This window comes from Micromonospora sp. CNZ285, assembly GCF_004637285.1.
The window spans coordinates 1,998,522-2,015,245 of the sequence record NZ_SPQD01000001.1; the positions used below are offsets into that span (position 1 = coordinate 1,998,522).

Below are 16,724 nucleotides of genomic sequence, written 5' to 3' on the forward strand. Positions count from 1 at the left end.
CTCCTTGATCGCCCGCAGTGTGCGGGGACCATAACCGGCCCCACCGACACCCGTGACGCCGCCGGGCGCGCTACTCGCTCCGCAGTGCCGTCGCGGTCCGGGTCCGGGCCGCCCACCCGGCCGGCAGCAGCGCTCCGAGCAGGGCCGTCAGCGGCCCGCCCAGCCCCAGCGCCGCCAGGAGGACCGGCCCGTACACGTCGAGTAGACGCTCCGGCAGGTGCAGTCCGCCGTTGGCGGCCATCGCCGGGACGACGAGCCGTTGCATCGCCACACCCGCCGGTACGCCGAGCAGCCCGCCGACCAGACCGACGCCGGCGACCGAGGCGACCACCATCGCGATCGTCTGGCCCGGCGTCATGCCGAGCGCCTTGTGCACACCCAGATCGTGGACCCGGTCCCGCAGGTCCAGGACGAGCATGTTGAGCACGCCCAGCGCGGCCACCGCGAGGAGCAGCAGGGTCAGCGTGGCGGTCAGCCCTTCCACGACCAGCAGGAGCGGGTCGGTCTCCGCGCCGCTCGGCCGCGCGGTGAGGCCCCGGCCGGCGAGCGCGCCGGTCAGCTCCTGCGCGTAGGCGCCGGCGTCGGTGTCCGGGGCGAGCGCGATCCGGTACTCGAACGGGTTCCGGCCGTCGGGCGCGGCGGTACCGGTGAACACCGCCATGGCGGACTCGAACACCTCGCCGACGATGCGCAGGCGTACCGGCGTGCCCTCGATCCGGACCGTGACGGTGTCGCCGATCCGGGCTCCGGTAGCGGTCAGCAGGGGTCCGCCGACGACGGCCTCGCCGGGTGCGGTGAACCAGCGTCCGGACACCATCTCGAAGCCGTCCCACGCCGCGTCGCCGATGATCGTCGTGGCGGAGACCGGGTCGGCGACGCCCGCGACGGCGCCCGGTGCCTGCGTGAGGCCGTACCTGGCGCGGGTGCCCGGCTGGGCGTCGATCGCCGCTCCCACCGCCGCCGGGTCGGCGGTGGGAGCGGCGGCCGGCCCGGCGTCCGGGTCGCCGTTCACCGTGACGTCAGCGACGTCCTGGGTGAGCGCGGTCTGGATGCGCAGCAGCGACGCGGCGAGCCCGGTCGCGAACGTCACCGCCGCCGCGCCCGTCGCGACCGCCAGCAGGATCGCGACAGTGCGCGCCGGCCGGGCGAACGGGCGGGCCAGGCCGAGACCCACCGGCCTGGCCACCGGCAGCCGCGCCGCCAGGCGCAACGCCCACCGGCCCCGCGCCGGACCGGACGCCCGTCCGACCGCGATGGCGTCCACGGTACGGAGCCGGCCCGCCCTCAGCGCGGCCGTCCACGCGGTCAGCGTCACCACCGCCAGCACCCCGCCGGTGGCCAGGACGGTCACCCACCAGGCGATGGTGGTGTTCGCCGAACCGTAGACCTGCTCGGTCCCGGCCAGCACCGGCAGCGCGATCAGGTTGCCGGTGACCGTCCCGGCGACGGCACCTGCGGCGGCCGGGACCATCGTCTGCGCGACGTAGGCGCGGACGATGCCCGCGGGCGTGCAGCCGAGCGCCTTGAGGATGCCGATCCGGCGGGTGGCAGCACCGACCGTCCCGGCGACCACAGTGCCGACCACCAGCAGCGCCATCACGATGCCGAGCAGCGCGAACGCGACGAGGAACGGCACGAAGACGGCCGCGTCCTCGACGGCCTGCTGCCGCACGTCGAGCCAGGATCGGGCGCCGGTGACCGCGCCGGAGGGCAGCGCCGCGACCACGGCGTCCCGTCCGGTGCCGACCTCCGTCGCGGTGCGCGCGTCCGCGAACCGGTAGAGCATCTGGTACCCGTCCGCCGTGTCCGGCCCGTCGAGTACGCCGACGGCGGACGGGAGCACCCAGGCGCCGGCGGTGTCGCTGATCGACCGGGCCGTGCCGACCACTGTGAACTCGGCGCCGCCCGGTGCGGTCAGGCGGGAGCCGGGCGGCAGGCGGACGGCCCCGCCGCTCAGCACGATCTCGTCCGGACCGGACGGCCACCGCCCGCCGGCCAGCTCGACGCGGTCGACGGGGCCGCCCGGATCGGCGCGCGCGACGACTGTCAGCGGCGGTGTCCGCATCCCGCCGCCCTCCGTGAAGGCGACCACAAGCACCCGGTACGGACCGGCGGCGGCCACCACGCCCGGTGCGGAGGCCGACGCGGCGAGCTGTGGTTCCGTCACCGCACCGGAGTCCGCCCGCACGGTCAGGTGCGCTCCTCGCTGGGCCGCGAACGCGTCGTCGAAGGGCGCCTGCGACGCGACGAGCAGCCCGGCGCCGAGCACCGTGGCGGTCACGGCGGCGGCGGTGACCAGGCCGACGACGACTGTCTGCACCCGGCGGCGCCGTACGCCGGACCGGACGACGCGGCGCAGCCCGCTCACCGCCGCACCTCGACCCGGCCGTCGCGCAGGCGGATCGTACGGCCGGCGGACGCCTCGGCCAGCCGCAGGTCGTGGGTGACGAGCACGATGGTCTGGCCGCTGCGGTGCAGTTCGTCGAGCAGGCGCCGGACGTCCTCCCCGGAGGCGGTGTCCAGCGCGCCGGTCGGCTCGTCGGCCAGCAGCAGCGCGGGCCGGTTGACCAGGGCGCGGGCGACGGCGACGCGCTGCCGCTCACCGCCGGAGAGACGTCCCGGGTACGCGTGCGCGTGCCGGGCGATGCCGAGCGAGTCCAGCAGGGAGGCCGCGTGTGCGCGTGACGCGCGGGCCGGCGCGCCGGCGAGTTGGGCGGGCAGCAGGACGTTGTCCAGCACGGTGAGGTCGTCGAGCAGGTTGAAGAACTGGAAGACCAGGCCCACGTGTGCGCGCCGGAACCGGGCCGACGCGGCCTCGCCGAGCCTCTCCAGCCGGGTGCCCGCCACGGTCACCGTGCCGGCGTCCGGCCGGTCCAGAGCGGCGAGCAGGTTGAGCAGTGTGGACTTCCCGCTGCCGGACGGTCCGAGCACCGCCACGCACTCGCCGGGCCGGACGGTCAGCGACACGTCGTGCAGCGCGGGCGGCCCTTCGCCGTAGCGGCGGGTCACCCCGCGTACGTCGATCACCGGATCGGTCATGTGTCGCCCCTTGCGGTCAGGCCTGTCGACTGGACGCCGTGACGTTAGGTGCGGGCCGCAGGTCGGGGCATCGGTCCGGCGACGCACCGCCGTACCGCCGGAGGTGGATCTTCGTCCGGGGTCATCCCTGCGATGTAGTCGCAGTGCACACCGTGGCCGATGCCCCGGCCGGCGTACGGCGGCGAGAATGTGGCTCGTGAGAGGCATCGTGGCGACCGGACCGCTGCCGAGGCCGGGCTGGCGCGCGCTGCTGCTCGACGCGGCGCTGGCGGGTGTGCTCGGGCTGGTGTGCTTCCAGACCGCCACCGACGACGTCGGCGTCCCGCCGCCGCCGTTGCCGCCGCCGCTGCCGCTGCCGCCGTTGGCGGTCCCGCCGGAGGTGCAGCCGGCGCAGCCCGGGTCGACGCTCGGGGCACTGCTGCTGGTCTTCGTCATGTGCGCGCCGCTGGTGCTGCGCCGCCGGTATCCGCTCGCGGTGCTCTGGGCGACGATGGCCGCCGCGTCACTGGTGCTGGTGACCGACGGGGAACGGCAGCCGGCCCTGTACCCGTGCGTGGTGCTGACCTGCCTCGTCGCCGTCTACAGCGCGGCGGCGCACAGCCCGTACCGGCTGCCGGTGCTGGCGTCGGTCCCGGTGGTGGCGCTGCTCGCCCTGGGCCTGCGGGAGCTGATGGTGGTCACGGTGCCCGCGGACCGTCTTCCGTTCGTCGTGCTGGCCCCGCTGGTGGCCGCCGCGGGCGGCCACCACGTGTGGCGGCGACGGGCGGGCGAGGACCGGCGGCGGCTCACCGCCGAGGCCCGCGCCCACGAGCAGGCGCTGCGCGACGCGGTCGCCGGTGAGCGGGCCCGCATCGCCCGCGAACTGCACGACGTCGTGACGCATCACGTCAGCGTGATGGTCATCCAGGCCGGCGCCGCCCGGACGGTGCTCGCCGCCGCACCGGATCAGGCACGGGAGGCGCTGCTCGCCGTCGAGTCGACCGGGCGGTCCGCGCTCACCGAGCTGCGGCACGTCATGGGCCTGCTGGCGGAGTCCGAACCGGACGACCCGGAGGACCCGCAGCCCGGCATCGACGACCTGCCCGAACTGGTCGAACGCATGCGTGACGCCGACGTGCCGGTACGGCTGACCATCTCCGGCGAGCGCCGGCCGGTCACCTCCGGTGTCGGGCTGACCGCCTACCGGGTGGTGCAGGAGGCGCTGACGAACATGGTCCGGCACGCGCCCGGCACCGCCGGCACCGTCGTCGTCGAGTACGCGCCGGAGAGTCTGCGGATCGAGGTCGGCAACACCGAGCCCGGCGTACCGGCCGCGACCGGCACGACGGGCGGGCGCGGCCTGATCGGGCTGCGGGAGCGGCTCGCCGTCTACGGTGGGACGTTGCGCGCCGGCGCACGGGCGGGCGCCGGCTACCACGTCGAGGCGCTGATCCCCTGGGAGGCGACATGACGGTACGGGTGGTGGTCGCCGACGACCAGGCGCTGGTCCGTACCGGGTTCCGCATGATCCTCACGGCCGGTGGGGTGGACGTGGTGGCCGAGGCGGCGACGGGCGCGGAGGCGGTGGACGCGGTCCGCCGCACCCGGCCCGACGTGGTGCTCATGGACGTGCGCATGCCCGAGCTCGACGGTCTCGAGGCCACCCGCCGCATCCTCACCGGGGCCGTCGCGGCGCCCCGGATCATCATCCTCACCACGTTCGACCTGGACCAGTACGTCTACGCGGCGCTCGCCGCCGGGGCGAGCGGCTTCCTGCTCAAGGACGTGACGCCGGAACACCTGGTGGCGGCCGTACGCATGGTGCAGGACGGCGACGCGCTGCTCGCACCGGCCATCACCCGCCGGCTGGTGCGGCGCTTCGCCCGCCGCGACCCGCAGACGGCGACCGTGCACCGCGACCTGGCCACGCTCACCCGGCGCGAGACCGAGGTCCTGCGCCTGCTGGCCGGCGGCCTGAGCAACGCCGAACTCGCGGAGGCGCTGCACCTGTCCGAGGCGACGGTGAAGACCCACGTCGCCCGCATCCTCGCCAAACTCCGTCTGCGCGACCGGGTCCAGGCGGTGGTGGTGGCCTACGAGACGGGCCTCGTGAGTCCCGGCTCGCTGGAGGACTGACCGGTCCGGCGACGGTCGTCACGTGCTCAGGTGATCAGCAGCGCACCGACGACGATCAGCGGCACCGAGACGAACAGGAAGATGCCGACGCCGGTGAGCACCCGCCCGCCGCCGCCGTCCTCCCGCTCCGGCGCCAGGCCGAACGTGGAGCGGGCCGGCAGCATGCCGATGCGGCTCAGCGTGAGGTCGCCGGTCATCCCGATCACGGCGCCGACGATCATGAACGCCACGCCCAGCCGGTGCGTGAAGTCGCCGCCGCCGACCGCCACCCAGATGCCGACCGCCGCCGCGATCACCACGGCGGCGATCAGGAAGAGCACCAGCGCCTCCCGCAGACCCCGCACCACAGTCGCCATGTGCGCCTCCCTCCGGCCCGGGCCGTCCGTCCCGCGTCGTGGGACATTGTGCCGGGTCGATGCACGGCGGCGCAGTCCCGCGCCCGGCCGGTCCGGCACGGTTATCCCCGGTCGAGCCCGGGTACCGGGAGCCGCATGGCGGAGTTGGGATCGCTCTGGATCGTCCGGCACGGCGAGAGCACGGCGAACGTGGCGGCCACGGCGGCCGAGACGTCCGGCGCCGAGCTGATCGACCTCAGCCACCGGGACGCGGACGTGCCGCTGTCGCCGACCGGCGAGGAGCAGGCGCGGGCGACCGCCCGCTGGCTGGCCGGGCTGCCGGAGTCGAGGCGGCCGGACGTGGCGGTGGTGTCGCCGTACCTGCGTGCGGTGCGTACGGCCGAGCTGGCGCTCGACGGCACCGGGATCCCGGCGAGCGTCGACGAGCGGCTGCGCGACCGGGAGCTGGGCGTCCTCGACGGGCTCACCGCCCACGGCGTGACCCGGCGCTACCCGGAGGAGGCGCAGCGGCGTACCCGGCTCGGCAAGTTCTACTACCGCCCGCCCGGCGGCGAGTCCTGGACCGACGTGGCGCTGCGGCTGCGGGCGCTGCTCGGCGACCTGCGCCGCGACCACGAGGGGGGCCGGGTGCTGCTGTTCGGCCACGACGCGCTGGTCTTCCTGCTGCGCTACCTGGTGGAGGGGCTCACCGAGGCGGAGCTGATGGCGCTGACCCGCGAGCACGTGATCGCCAACTGCTCGGTCACCGCCTGGCACGCCGACGACGCCGGCCGGCTCGTGCCGGAGGTGTTCAACGACGTCACCCACCTGCACCTGCAGGGGGCGAAGCCCACCAGGGAGGACGAGGTCAATGCCGAGCCGGTCTGACGTGATCACCCCCGCGCTGCTGCGGGACTGGGCGCTGCCGGTGCCCACCGGCGGCAAGGAGGCGCGCGGCACCGTGCTGGTGGTCGGCGGCTCCCGGTTCACCCCCGGCGCGGTGCTGCTGGCCGGGGTGGCAGCGCTGCGGGCCGGCGCCGGCGTGCTCCAGCTCGCCGCGGCCGAGTCGACTGCCGCCTCGCTGAGCATCCAGGTGCCGGAGGCGCTCGTGATCGGCCTGCCGGAGACCGGCGACGGCGCGGTCCGCGGCGACCCGGGCGACCTGCTCCGCGGCCTGGTCACCGAGGCCGACGTGGTGGCGGTCGGACCCGGCCTCACGGACATCGAGGCCACCGGGGAGCTGCTGCGCCTGGTCCTGGACGCGGCCGGCCGGGAGACCGCACTGGTGCTCGACGCGTACGCGCTCGGCGCGCTCAGCCACGCGCCGGACCTGCTGGCCGGGTCCGGCCGCAAGGCGGTGCTCACCCCCAACCTGACCGAGGCGCGGCACCTGCTGGGCCGCGATCCGGGCGACGACCTGGACGCCGAGGCGGTGGAACTGGCCGGCCGGTACGACGCGGTCGTCTCGCTGTACGGGCACATCGCGACGCCGGACGGCCGGGCCTGGCGGGAGGAGAGCGGGGACGCCGGGCTGGGCACCTCGGGCAGCGGTGACGTGCGGGCCGGGCTGCTCGCGGGTCTGCTCTCCCGGGGCGCCGACCCGGCGCAGGCGGCCTGCTGGGCGGCGTTCGCGCACGCGGTGAGCGGGCAGCGGCTGGTCCCCCGGTACGGGCGGATCGGCTTCCTCGCCCGGGAACTGCTCGACGAGATCCCCTACACGATCGCCACCGTCTGACGATCCACTTCACCGGGCTCCCGCCACGTGTAACACGCCGGGAGGCGGTGGCGCTGGTCCGGGCGAGGCCGGTACTTCGCCGTGCCTCCGCCCGGACCGCAGCCCGCTCAGGGGTGCGGTCCACCCGCACGAACCCCTGGGAGTCTGTGTGAACAACCTCCGTCGCAAGACACTCGCCGCGGCGTCGGCAGTGACGCTCGGCGCCGGGCTCGCCCTCGTCGGCGGCACGGCACCGGCCGCCGCGGCCGTCGGACCGGAAACCTCGTACATCGTGCTCGCCCCGCAGGGCAACAGCACCGCCAAGGCCGCCGCCCGCGTGGCGGCCGCCGACGGCACCGTGGTGGCCGCGTACGACAAGATCGGTGTGCTGGTCGTGCGCTCGTCCGCCCCGGACTTCGCCACCCGGGTGGCGGGCGCCGGCGTCGAGTCGGTCGCCTCCACCGCCGGCCTGGGCACCGCCCTGGACGAGGGCGAGACGGTCGAGGTGCCGGCCGCCGCCGTCGCCGCGGCCACCGGCGACCCGACCGCCGAGCCGCTCTACAACCTGCAGTGGGACATGCCCCAGATCCGCGTCCCGCAGGCGCACGCCGTGACCGGCGGCAGCCCGTCGGTCGTGGTGGGTGTGCTGGACAGCGGCATCTCCAGCAGCCACCCGGACCTGGCGACCCAGATCGCCAAGGACAAGAGCGCCTCCTGTGTGGGCGGCGTCCCGAACACCGCCGAGACCGCGTGGAACCCCACCACGAGCGACCACGGCACCCACGTGGCGGGCACCATCGCCGCCGCCGTGAACGGCGTCGGCGTCACCGGTGTCGCCCCGGGCGTGAAGGTCGCCGCCGTCAAGGTCGTCAACGACGACGGCTACATCTTCCCGGAGGCCGCGGTCTGCGGGTTCATGTGGGCCGCCGAGCACGGCTTCCAGCTCACCAACAACAGCTACTACATCGACCCGTGGGAGCTGAACTGCCGCAACGACGCGCGTCAGCGCCCGGTGTGGAAGGCCGTGCAGCGGGCCCTGCGCTACTCGCAGTCCCAGGGCGTGCTGCACGTCGCGTCGGCAGGTAACTCGAACTACGACCTGGCCCACAAGATCACCGACACCGGCAGCCCGAACAACGGCACGCCGGAGGAGCGCGAGAACCTCACCAACGCCTGCCTCGACCTACCGGCCGAGGCGCCGGGCGTGGTGACCGTCGCGGCCGTCGGCCCGACCGGGGAGAAGAGCTACTACTCCTCGTACGGCCAGGGCGTGATCGACGTGACCGCGCCGGGTGGCGACACCCGGTTCCGGACGCAGGGCGCCCGCTCGACGTCCGCCGACGGCATCCTGTCCACCACCTTCAACACCGTCACCCGCACCAACGGGTGGGGCTACAAGCAGGGCACCTCGATGTCCGGCCCGCACGCCACCGGCGTCGCGGCGCTGGCGCTGTCCGCGCACCCGGGCATGAGCCCGGGCCAGCTGGCCTCGTTCCTGGAGCGCACGGCGGTCGCGAAGTCCTGCCCGTCGGGCGTCTACAACCCGGTGCCGCTGATCCCGGCGGGCCCGAACGCGTACGACGCGACCTGCTCCGGCGGGAACCGTAACGGGTTCTACGGCGCCGGCGTCGTGGACGCGTACAACGCGGTGAAGTAACAGGTATCCGCGTGGACCGGGCCCGGCGAGCACGCCGGGCCCGGTCTGTTTGTCCTGGTGGGGCGCCGGGTAGGGGGGCACCGTCAGCCGACTTAGGAGGTAACCGGTGTCCACCGATGCGATCGTCCTGCTCAAGGAGGACCACAAGGAGATCCGCCGCCTGTTCAAGGCCTTCCAGGAGGCCGAGGAGGGACCGGCGAGCAAGCGCGGGAAGATCGTCGGGCAGATCCTCGAAGCCCTCACGGTGCACACCTACCTGGAGAACGAGGTGATGTACCCGGAGGTCCGCAAGCTGGTGCCCGACGTCGAGGACGACGTCCTGGAGTCGTACGAGGAGCACCACGTCGCGGACGTGCTCTGCTTCGAGCTGTTCACGATGGACGCCGGCGACGAGCGGTACAACGCCAAGACGACGGTGCTGATCGAGAACGTGCTGCACCACATCGAGGAGGAGGAGCAGGAGTGGTTCCCGAAGGTCCGCGAGGCGCTCGGCCGTAACCGGCTCCAGGAGATCGGCCGGCGGATGCTCGACCTGCGCCCGAAGGCGCCGAAGACGCCGACCGCCCCGAAGGCGCTGAAGAAGTCGCTCGACGCCGTGGTCGCCTGACACCGGCACCGACGCGAGCGGGACCGCCCCTCGGTGCAGGGGCGGTCCCGCTCGCGTCGGTGCTCAGTCGCCCGAGCCGGGCTCGGCCATCCTCCGGTGCTGCCCGGCCTTCAGCCGGTCCGGAATGATCTTGCCGGCGGCCACCTGGATCTTGTTGACCAGCGAGCCGGCGGCGACCTTGTGCTCCCCCTTCATCAGCGCCTCGAACGCGCCCTCGGCCACCGTGCGGGGGTCGTCCTTGGGCCCCTGGCCCACCCGGGTGCCGGTCATGTCGGCCCGGCCGAAGAATCCGGTGTCGGTCGGGCCCGGCATCGGCGAGGTCACCGTGACGCCGGTGTCCTTCAGCTCGTTGCGCACCCCCTGCCCAGGGCGGTCACCTCCCCGGCCAGCCGGGTGACGCCCTCGGGCGTGGCCAGGTCCACCCGGACCGGGTACACCTCCGGGCCGCCGTCGCGCCGCAGGTCACCGGCCGCGCGTTCGATCGCCGCGTCCTCGGCGGCGACCACCACGTCGTACCCGTGCTCGACGAACTGGACCGCCAGCTCGTACCCGATGCCGCTGGACGCGCCGGTCACCACGGCGAGCGGCCGTCCGGTGCTCGGTGTGGTCATGGTCGTGCCTCCTCTCCCCCGGGCCGGGTCGTGGCCGGCCTCCCCACGGTGTGCGCCGGGACGGGCGGCCCAACCCCGCAGGTCCCGGCCGGGCCGGTAGGATCGGCACGGGCCGTGACTGGCGCGTGGAGATGGAGCACCATCGGGGAGCGGCCTCGTCATGAGGACGCATGCCGAGCGCCTGGGCCTTCCGCACGTCACCTGGAGGTCGCATGTCGCGCAACGCCGAGTCCACCGCCTTCCGCAGCGCGCTGGAGGTCGTCCGCGGCGTCGAGCCGCGCGTGGCCGACGCCATCGCCGCGGAACTGGCCGACCAGCGCGAGTCGCTCAAGCTCATCGCCAGCGAGAACTACGCGTCCCCGGCGACGCTGCTGGCGATGGGCAACTGGTTCAGCGACAAGTACGCCGAGGGCACGGTCGGGCGCCGGTTCTACGCCGGCTGCCAGAACGTCGACACCGTCGAGGCGCTCGCCGCCGAGCACGCCCGGGAGCTGTTCGGCGCGTCCCACGCGTACGTGCAGCCGCACTCGGGCATCGACGCCAACCTGGTCGCGTTCTGGGCGATCCTGGCCGACCGGGTCGAGTCCCCCGCGCTGCGCAAGGCGCAGGCGCGGCAGGTGAACGACCTCACCGAGGCCGACTGGTTCGCGCTGCGCCGTGAGCTGGGCGACCAGCGGATGCTGGGCATGTCGCTTGATGCCGGCGGTCACCTCACGCACGGTTTCCGGCCGAACATCTCCGGCAAGATGTTCGACCAGCGCAGCTACGGCACCGACCCGGCCACCGGCCTGATCGACTACGATCGGGTGGCCGAGGCGGCCCGCGAGTTCAAGCCGCTGATCCTGGTCGCCGGCTACTCCGCGTACCCGCGGAAGGTCAACTTCCGGATCATGCGGGAGATCGCCGACTCGGTCGGCGCCACCTTCATGGTCGACATGGCCCACTTCGCCGGGCTGGTCGCCGGCAAGGTCTTCACCGGCGACTTCGACCCGGTGCCGCACGCCCACATCGTCACCACCACCACGCACAAGTCGCTGCGCGGCCCGCGCGGCGGCATGGTGCTCTGCGGGCCGGAGCTGGCCGACCAGGTCGACCGGGGCTGCCCGATGGTGCTCGGCGGGCCGCTGCCGCACGTGATGGCCGCCAAGGCCGTCGCGCTGGCCGAGGCGCGCCGCCCCGACTTCGCCGACTACGCTCAGCGGATCGTGGACAACGCGCAGGCGCTCGCCGACGGGCTGCTGCGCCGGGGCGCGACGCTGGTCACCGGCGGCACCGACAACCACCTGGTGCTCATCGACGTGTCCGGGTACGGCCTGACCGGCCGGCAGGCCGAGCAGGCGCTGCTGGACTCGGGCATCGTCACCAACCGCAACTCGGTGCCGCAGGACCCGAACGGCGCCTGGTACACCTCCGGCATCCGCATCGGCACCCCGGCGCTGACCACCCGGGGCCTCGGCGCCGCCGAGATGGACGCCACCGCCGAGCTGATCCACACCGTGCTCAGCCAGACCACGCCCGGCACCGGCCCGGACGGCGCACCGTCGAAGGCGAAGTACGTGCTGGACCCGGCCGTCGCCGAGTCGGTCGGCAAGCAGGCCGCCGACCTGCTCACGCCGTTCCCGCTCTACCCGGCGGTCGACCTGGGCTGAGCACCCGACCGACACGAAGCGGCACCCCGGGAGAAGGAGTCTCCCGGGGTGCCGGCGGTTCAGGGGTCAGCGCAGCGGGCGCTTCAGGTGGTAGCGGTGGACCTCGGTGCTGCCCTGCACGTTGTTCACGTCCTCGGCGGCGGAGACCAGCTCCCATCCCTCCCGGCCGACCCGGTTGAGGTGCGCGATCGCGGTGTCGCCGTACGCCGTCACGTCGGTGCGTGACCCGTCCGGGCCGTACCACACGAACGAGACGTGGAAATTGCGACCCTGACCCTGATACCGACGAACGAGCAACGCGTACTCCCAGGCAACCATTCGTCCATTATCAACAGACGAACGGCGTCAGGAAACACGCACTGTGGCGGAACCCTGACACTGCGGCGTCACCTCGGCCGTCATGGTGTCCGTGACCAGCGCGGCCAGCCGGTCCAGGCCGACATCGATCGACTCCGGTGTGACGGCGCTCACCGACAGCCGCAGCGCGTTGACCGGCGTGCCCGCGTCGTAGAAGTGCGCCATCGGGGTCCAGAGCACGCCGTACTCGCGCGCCGAGCGGTGCAGCAGCGCGTCGTCGACAGCGAACGGCACTGTCACCACCACGAAGAACCCGCCCGCCGGCACGGTCCAGGAGACCGGCCCGCCGGCCGGGAAGCGCCGGGCCAGGCCGTCGGCCAGGTGGCGCAGGTTGCGGGCGTACGCGGCCCGCTCCCGCACGTTCGCGGCCACCAGCGAGCAGTCGTGCGCCAGCAGCGCGCCGCCGATCACCGCCTGGCTGATCGGCGACGTGTTCACCGTGACCATGCTCTTGATCTTCGCGAGGTGGTCGGCGAACGGGACCACGGTGCCGTCCGCCTCGCCCACCCGCTGGTCGGCGACCACGTAGCCGACCCGGGCGCCGGGCAGCACGGTCTTGGCGAACGAGCCGAGATAGACCACCCGCCGTGCGGTGTCCAGCGCCTTGAGGGTGGGCCGCCGGTCGGTGCCGTCGGCCGGGAACAGGCCGTACGGGTTGTCCTCGATCAGCAGCAGGTCCTCCTCGGCGGCCAGCTCCAGCAGCCGCCGCCGCTGCGCGGTGTCCATGCTGACGCCGGACGGGTTGGCGAAGTCGGGCATCACGTAGCAGCCCCGGGGCCGCAGCCCCTCCGCGCGGGCCCGGCGCACCCCGGCGCGCAGGTCGGCCAGGTCGACGCCGTCCGGCCCGCCGGCCACCGGGCGCACCGGCAGGTCGACCAGGCGGGCCGCGCCGGTGAGCCCGACGTACGTGGGCGCCACCGCGAACAGCACGTCGGCCGGGCCGGTCCGCAGCGCGCGCAGCACCAGGAACATCGCCTCCTGGCAGCCGACGGTCACCACTATCGACTCCGGGTCGACGGTGAGCCCCTCGTCCACGGCGAGGTGCCGGGCGATCAGGTGGTGCACGATGCCCTTGGTGCGCCCGTACTGCAGCAGCGTCCGGTCCACGCCGGCCCGGTCCAGCCCGACGTCCTCGGCGAGGTGGCGGCGGAAGCGGTCCAGGTGCGTGTGCAGCAGCGCCGAGTCGAAGAACTCCTCGTACGGCCGCCCGGCCGCCAGCGACACCGCGTCCGGGTAGTGCTGCGCCACCTCGTTGAGGAAGTTCATCGAGTTCAGCGCCGGGTCGCCGACACTGCCGTGCAGCGCCGAGACGGCCAGGTCGACGGGTTCCACGTCAGCCTCCGATCCGGGTACGCAGCCGCCGGGCCGAGGCCGGGTCGGGGCAGCCGCTGAGGATGAGGGCGTCGCGCAGCTCCGCCGCGAGCAGCGCCAGTGCCGCCTCGGCGCCGGCCCGGCCACCGGCGGCCAGGGCCCAGAGCAGCGGCCGGCCCAGCAGCACGCCGTCCGCGCCGAGCGCCAGCGCGCGCAGCACGTCGACACCGCCGCGGATGCCGCTGTCCAGCAGCACCGCGCACCGCCGGTCGACCGCCTCGACCACCTCGGGCAGCATGGCCGCGCTGGCCGGGGCGGCGTCGAGTTGCCGTCCGCCGTGGTTGGAGACCACCACGGCATCCACGCCGGCGTCCGCCGCGCGGACCGCGTCGCGCGGGTCCAGGATGCCCTTGACGAGCAACGGCACCCGGGTACGCTCCCGCAACCACTCCAGGTCCGCCCAGCTCAGCGCCGGGGCGAAGACCGCGCCGGTGTGCACGGCCACCGCCGAGACGCCGGGTGTGCCCTGGTGCGCCAGGTCGTCCCGGCCGCCAGGCAGGTTCGCGGCGGTGACGTGCGGCGGCAGCGCGAACCCGTTGCGGGCGTCGCGCAGGCGCCGCCCGAGCACCGGCACGTCCACTGTCACCATCACCGCCGCGCAGCCGGCCGCCTCCGCCCGGTCGAGCAGGTCGGCCACCAGCGCCCGGTCACGCAGCCAGTAGAGCTGGAACCACACCGTCGCGCCGGTCGCCGCGATCTCCTCGATCGGCGTGCTGGACAGCGTGCTCGCCACGTACGGCACACCCGCCGCCCGGCCCGCCGCCGCGAGCCCCGGCTCGCCGTCGGGGTGCAGCAGCCGCTGGTACGCCATCGGCGCGACAGCCACCGGCAACGCGGCCCGGCCGCCCGGCAGCACCGCCTCGGTGGACGGGTCGTCCACCCCGGCCAGCATCCGGGGCAGCACCGCCACCCGGTCCAGCGCGGCCCGGTTCGCCGCCAGGGCGGTCTCGGTGCCGCTGCCGCCGTCGACGAAGTCCCACACGTCGGCCGGCAGGACCGCCCGGGCGAGCGCGGCGAACTCGGCCAGACTGGCCGGCGGCACGAACCCGTCCGCCGGGTCAGCCATGGTCGGCACCCGTCGCCACGTGCGCCGGGTCGAGCCCGAACGCGCGGCGCAGGAAGGCGGCGGCGCGTTCCTGTGCCTGCCGGCCGGCGTCGAACACGCCGGGCATGGCGAAGAACCCGTGCACCATGCCCGGGTAGTCGTCCGTCTCGGTGGGCACACCGGACTCGCGCAGCCGAGACGCGTACCGCAGGCCCTCGTCGCGCAGCGGATCGTGCCCGGCGGTGATCACGAACGCCGGCGGCAGACCGGACAGGTCCTCGGCGAGCAGCGGCGACGCGAGCGGGTGGGCGGCGTCGCCGGGGTCGGTGAGGTAGTGGCCGCGGTACCAGCCGACCGAGTGCCTGTTGAACAGCATCGGGTCCTCGTCGTCGCCCGGCCGGTGCCCGGGCCGCTGGTCGGTGTTCGGGTAGACGAGCAACTGGGCGGCGAGCCGGGGACCGCCGTCGGCGCGAGCCAGCAGCGTCACCGCGGCGGCCAGGTTCCCGCCCGCGCTGTCCCCGCCCACCGCCAGCCGGTCGGCGTCGACGCGGAACTCGGCGGCGTGCGCGGCGAGGTGCCGCAACGCGGCGTGGCAGTCCTCCACCGCCGCCGGGAACGGATGCTCCGGGGCGAGCCGGTAGCCGACGGTCACGGTCTGGACGGCGGCCAGGTTGACCAGCCGCCGGCAGATCCCGTCGGCCGTGTCGACGCTGCCGAGCGTCCAGCCGCCACCGAAGAAGTAGACGAGCGTGGGCAGCGGACCGTCGCCGTCCGGCCGGTGGATCCGCACCGGCAGCGGCCCGGCCGGGCCGGGCACCGTCGTGTCGCGTACCTCGGCGACCGGCTCGACCGCGCCGGACCCGGCGCGGATCGCGGCGAGGTCGGCGGCGCGGGCCTCGGCGAGGGTCTGGGTGTAGAGCGGCACGGTGCCGGCGGCGGCGCGCGCGGCCCGCCACGCGACCACCTGCGGATCGAGTGTCATCCGGCCTCCCCGGTGGTGACGAAGAGTTTGTCGATTCCGCGCAGGAACAGGCTCCCGCTGTACGTGTAGGGCTGGGTGACGGCGAGCCGCGGGAAGCGCGCGAACAGGCGCGGCAGCGCCAGGCGGCCCTCCAGCCGGGACACCGCCGAGCCGAGGCAGAAGTGCAGCCCGACGCCGAAGGCCAGCGACGGCGGACCGGCGCGGTGCGGGTCGAAGCGGTCCGGGTCGGGAAACCGGGCCGGGTCACGGTTGGCGGCGGCGATCAGCAGCAGCACGTTGTCGTCGCGGCTGATCGGCACGCCGCCGAGGTCGACGCCGGCCGGCGCGGAGCGGGCCAGGAAGTGCACCGGACTCTCCATCCGCAGCACCTCCTCCACGCAGCCCCGCGCCAGCTCGTCGTCGCCGGGCAGCGCGGCGGTCACGTCCGGGTGGTCCAGCAGCAGCGGCAGGCCGTTGCTGAACATGTAGACGGTGGTGACGAAGCTGGCGTTGAACAGCACGATCAGGTTGCTGATCAACTCCTCCTCGGTGAGGTCGACGCCACCCGCGTCGAGCACCTCGACCAGCCCGCTGATCAGGTCGTGGCCCGGCGTGCGGCGGCGGTGGGCGATCAGGTCCCGGTAGTAGACCCGCAGCTCCTCGGCGGCCTGGTTGGCCCGAGCCAGCCGCTCCGGCGTCTTGCCGGACACGTCCATGTACTCGTCGATCCAGTCGACCCGCTGCCGGTACCAGGTCAGGTCGGCCGCGGGCAGGCCGATGAACTCGGCCATCACCAGCGCCGGGACCGGGTACGCGAAGTCGGCCACGAAGTCCACCTCGTGCCCGTCCGCGCCCGCCTCGGCCAGGTGGTCCAGGCGTTCGGCGACGATCCGCTCGATCACCGGCTCCAGCGCGCCGAGGCGGCGCGGGGTGAACGTCTTGGCGAACACCGCGCGCATCCGGGTGTGGTCCGGCGGGTTGACGAACATCATCGAGGTGAGGAACGTGCGCAGGATCTCCTGCTCCTCCCAGCCGGGCGGGAAGCCCTTGTACCAGCCGGGATCGCGCAGGATCTGGTCCACCACGTCGTACCCGCCGGCGACTGCGCTCACGGTGCTGTGCTCAGCCCGGGCCGGAACGGCGTTTATCGGCCCGTGCTCGTGCATTGCCGCGTAGAAGGGGTAGGGGTTCTGCCGGCCCTGTTCGCTGTAGAGGCCGGTCAGGATCTCGCTGATGTCCACTGTCTGTTCCTCCCCAGGAAAA

The 16,724-nt window shown here is 74.2% G+C and carries 17 protein-coding genes and 1 riboswitch; of the genes, 7 read left to right on the forward strand and 10 right to left on the reverse strand.

Annotated features, from left to right (window positions below; genetic code table 11):
- Window positions 1-70 precede the first annotated feature (70 nt).
- Window positions 71-2,368 (reverse strand): FtsX-like permease family protein, encoded by a 2,298-nt coding sequence (locus tag CLT75_RS09215; RefSeq protein WP_135240402.1) that lies wholly within the window; start codon window positions 2,366-2,368, stop codon window positions 71-73.
- Window positions 2,365-3,039, reverse strand: a complete 675-nt coding sequence (locus CLT75_RS09220) for an ABC transporter ATP-binding protein (RefSeq protein ID WP_135240403.1) — start codon at window positions 3,037-3,039, stop codon at window positions 2,365-2,367. Before CLT75_RS09220 ends, CLT75_RS09215 begins: the two co-directional genes overlap by 4 nt.
- 187 nt (window positions 3,040-3,226) lie before the next feature.
- On the opposite strand from CLT75_RS09220, the gene CLT75_RS09225 reads away from it, so the two are divergent.
- Complete coding sequence (locus CLT75_RS09225) at window positions 3,227-4,489, forward strand: histidine kinase (protein WP_135240404.1); 1,263 nt, start codon at window positions 3,227-3,229, stop codon at window positions 4,487-4,489.
- The gene (locus CLT75_RS09230) at window positions 4,486-5,154 is read left to right on the forward strand and encodes a response regulator transcription factor (protein ID WP_135240405.1); all 669 of its coding nucleotides are present in this window, start codon (window positions 4,486-4,488) and stop codon (window positions 5,152-5,154) included. The genes CLT75_RS09225 and CLT75_RS09230 overlap by 4 nt, the downstream gene beginning before the upstream one ends.
- Window positions 5,155-5,180: 26 nt before the next feature.
- On the opposite strand, the gene CLT75_RS09235 is transcribed toward CLT75_RS09230, so the two are convergent.
- A complete protein-coding gene (locus CLT75_RS09235) occupies window positions 5,181-5,510 on the reverse strand; it encodes a hypothetical protein (protein WP_135240406.1) in 330 nt (109 codons plus the stop codon).
- A 135-nt stretch (window positions 5,511-5,645) separates the two neighbouring features.
- Here CLT75_RS09235 and CLT75_RS09240 point away from each other — a divergent pair, with 135 nt between their 5' ends.
- The 4 genes from CLT75_RS09240 (at window position 5,646) to CLT75_RS09255 (ending at window position 9,467) form a co-directional block, all read left to right on the forward strand.
- The gene (locus tag CLT75_RS09240) at window positions 5,646-6,377 is read left to right on the forward strand and encodes a histidine phosphatase family protein (RefSeq protein WP_135240407.1); all 732 of its coding nucleotides are present in this window, start codon (window positions 5,646-5,648) and stop codon (window positions 6,375-6,377) included.
- Window positions 6,361-7,224: an NAD(P)H-hydrate dehydratase gene (locus CLT75_RS09245; RefSeq protein WP_135240408.1), complete on the forward strand. Its 864-nt coding sequence runs from the start codon at window positions 6,361-6,363 to the stop codon at window positions 7,222-7,224. Before CLT75_RS09240 ends, CLT75_RS09245 begins: the two co-directional genes overlap by 17 nt.
- 148 nt (window positions 7,225-7,372) lie before the next feature.
- Window positions 7,373-8,860, forward strand: coding sequence for a S8 family serine peptidase (locus CLT75_RS09250; RefSeq protein WP_135240409.1), 1,488 nt, complete (start codon window positions 7,373-7,375; stop codon window positions 8,858-8,860).
- Between the two features lie 106 nt (window positions 8,861-8,966).
- Window positions 8,967-9,467 (forward strand): hemerythrin domain-containing protein, encoded by a 501-nt coding sequence (locus CLT75_RS09255; protein WP_135240410.1) that lies wholly within the window; start codon window positions 8,967-8,969, stop codon window positions 9,465-9,467.
- A gap of 63 nt (window positions 9,468-9,530) precedes the next feature.
- Here the strand turns inward: CLT75_RS09255 and CLT75_RS33095 are convergent, their stop codons facing one another.
- Window positions 9,531-9,824 (reverse strand): Rossmann-fold NAD(P)-binding domain-containing protein, encoded by a 294-nt coding sequence (locus CLT75_RS33095; RefSeq protein ID WP_486485103.1) that lies wholly within the window; start codon window positions 9,822-9,824, stop codon window positions 9,531-9,533.
- Window positions 9,809-10,078: a Rossmann-fold NAD(P)-binding domain-containing protein gene (locus CLT75_RS33100; protein ID WP_486485104.1), complete on the reverse strand. Its 270-nt coding sequence runs from the start codon at window positions 10,076-10,078 to the stop codon at window positions 9,809-9,811. Before CLT75_RS33100 ends, CLT75_RS33095 begins: the two co-directional genes overlap by 16 nt.
- 104 nt (window positions 10,079-10,182) lie before the next feature.
- A riboswitch (ZMP/ZTP riboswitch) is annotated at window positions 10,183-10,272 on the forward strand.
- An 18-nt stretch (window positions 10,273-10,290) separates the two neighbouring features.
- On the opposite strand from CLT75_RS33100, the gene CLT75_RS09265 reads away from it, so the two are divergent.
- Window positions 10,291-11,727, forward strand: coding sequence for a glycine hydroxymethyltransferase (locus tag CLT75_RS09265; protein WP_135240411.1), 1,437 nt, complete (start codon window positions 10,291-10,293; stop codon window positions 11,725-11,727).
- A gap of 66 nt (window positions 11,728-11,793) precedes the next feature.
- On the opposite strand, the gene CLT75_RS09270 is transcribed toward CLT75_RS09265, so the two are convergent.
- Genes CLT75_RS09270 through CLT75_RS09290 form a run of 5 tightly spaced genes read right to left on the reverse strand, consistent with a single transcriptional unit; the run spans window position 11,794 to window position 16,702 of the window.
- Window positions 11,794-12,045, reverse strand: coding sequence for a hypothetical protein (locus tag CLT75_RS09270; protein ID WP_013286617.1), 252 nt, complete (start codon window positions 12,043-12,045; stop codon window positions 11,794-11,796).
- A 27-nt stretch (window positions 12,046-12,072) separates the two neighbouring features.
- The gene (locus CLT75_RS09275; RefSeq protein ID WP_135240412.1) at window positions 12,073-13,416 is read right to left on the reverse strand and encodes an aminotransferase-like domain-containing protein; all 1,344 of its coding nucleotides are present in this window, start codon (window positions 13,414-13,416) and stop codon (window positions 12,073-12,075) included.
- A gap of 1 nt (window position 13,417) precedes the next feature.
- Window positions 13,418-14,521: an alpha-hydroxy acid oxidase gene (locus CLT75_RS09280; RefSeq protein WP_135240413.1), complete on the reverse strand. Its 1,104-nt coding sequence runs from the start codon at window positions 14,519-14,521 to the stop codon at window positions 13,418-13,420.
- Entirely contained in the window at window positions 14,514-15,482 is a 969-nt protein-coding gene (locus CLT75_RS09285) for an alpha/beta hydrolase (protein ID WP_135240414.1), read from the reverse strand. The genes CLT75_RS09280 and CLT75_RS09285 overlap by 8 nt, the downstream gene beginning before the upstream one ends.
- Entirely contained in the window at window positions 15,479-16,702 is a 1,224-nt protein-coding gene (locus CLT75_RS09290) for a cytochrome P450 (RefSeq protein WP_135240415.1), read from the reverse strand. Before CLT75_RS09290 ends, CLT75_RS09285 begins: the two co-directional genes overlap by 4 nt.
- Between the last annotated feature and the right edge of the window lie 22 nt (window positions 16,703-16,724).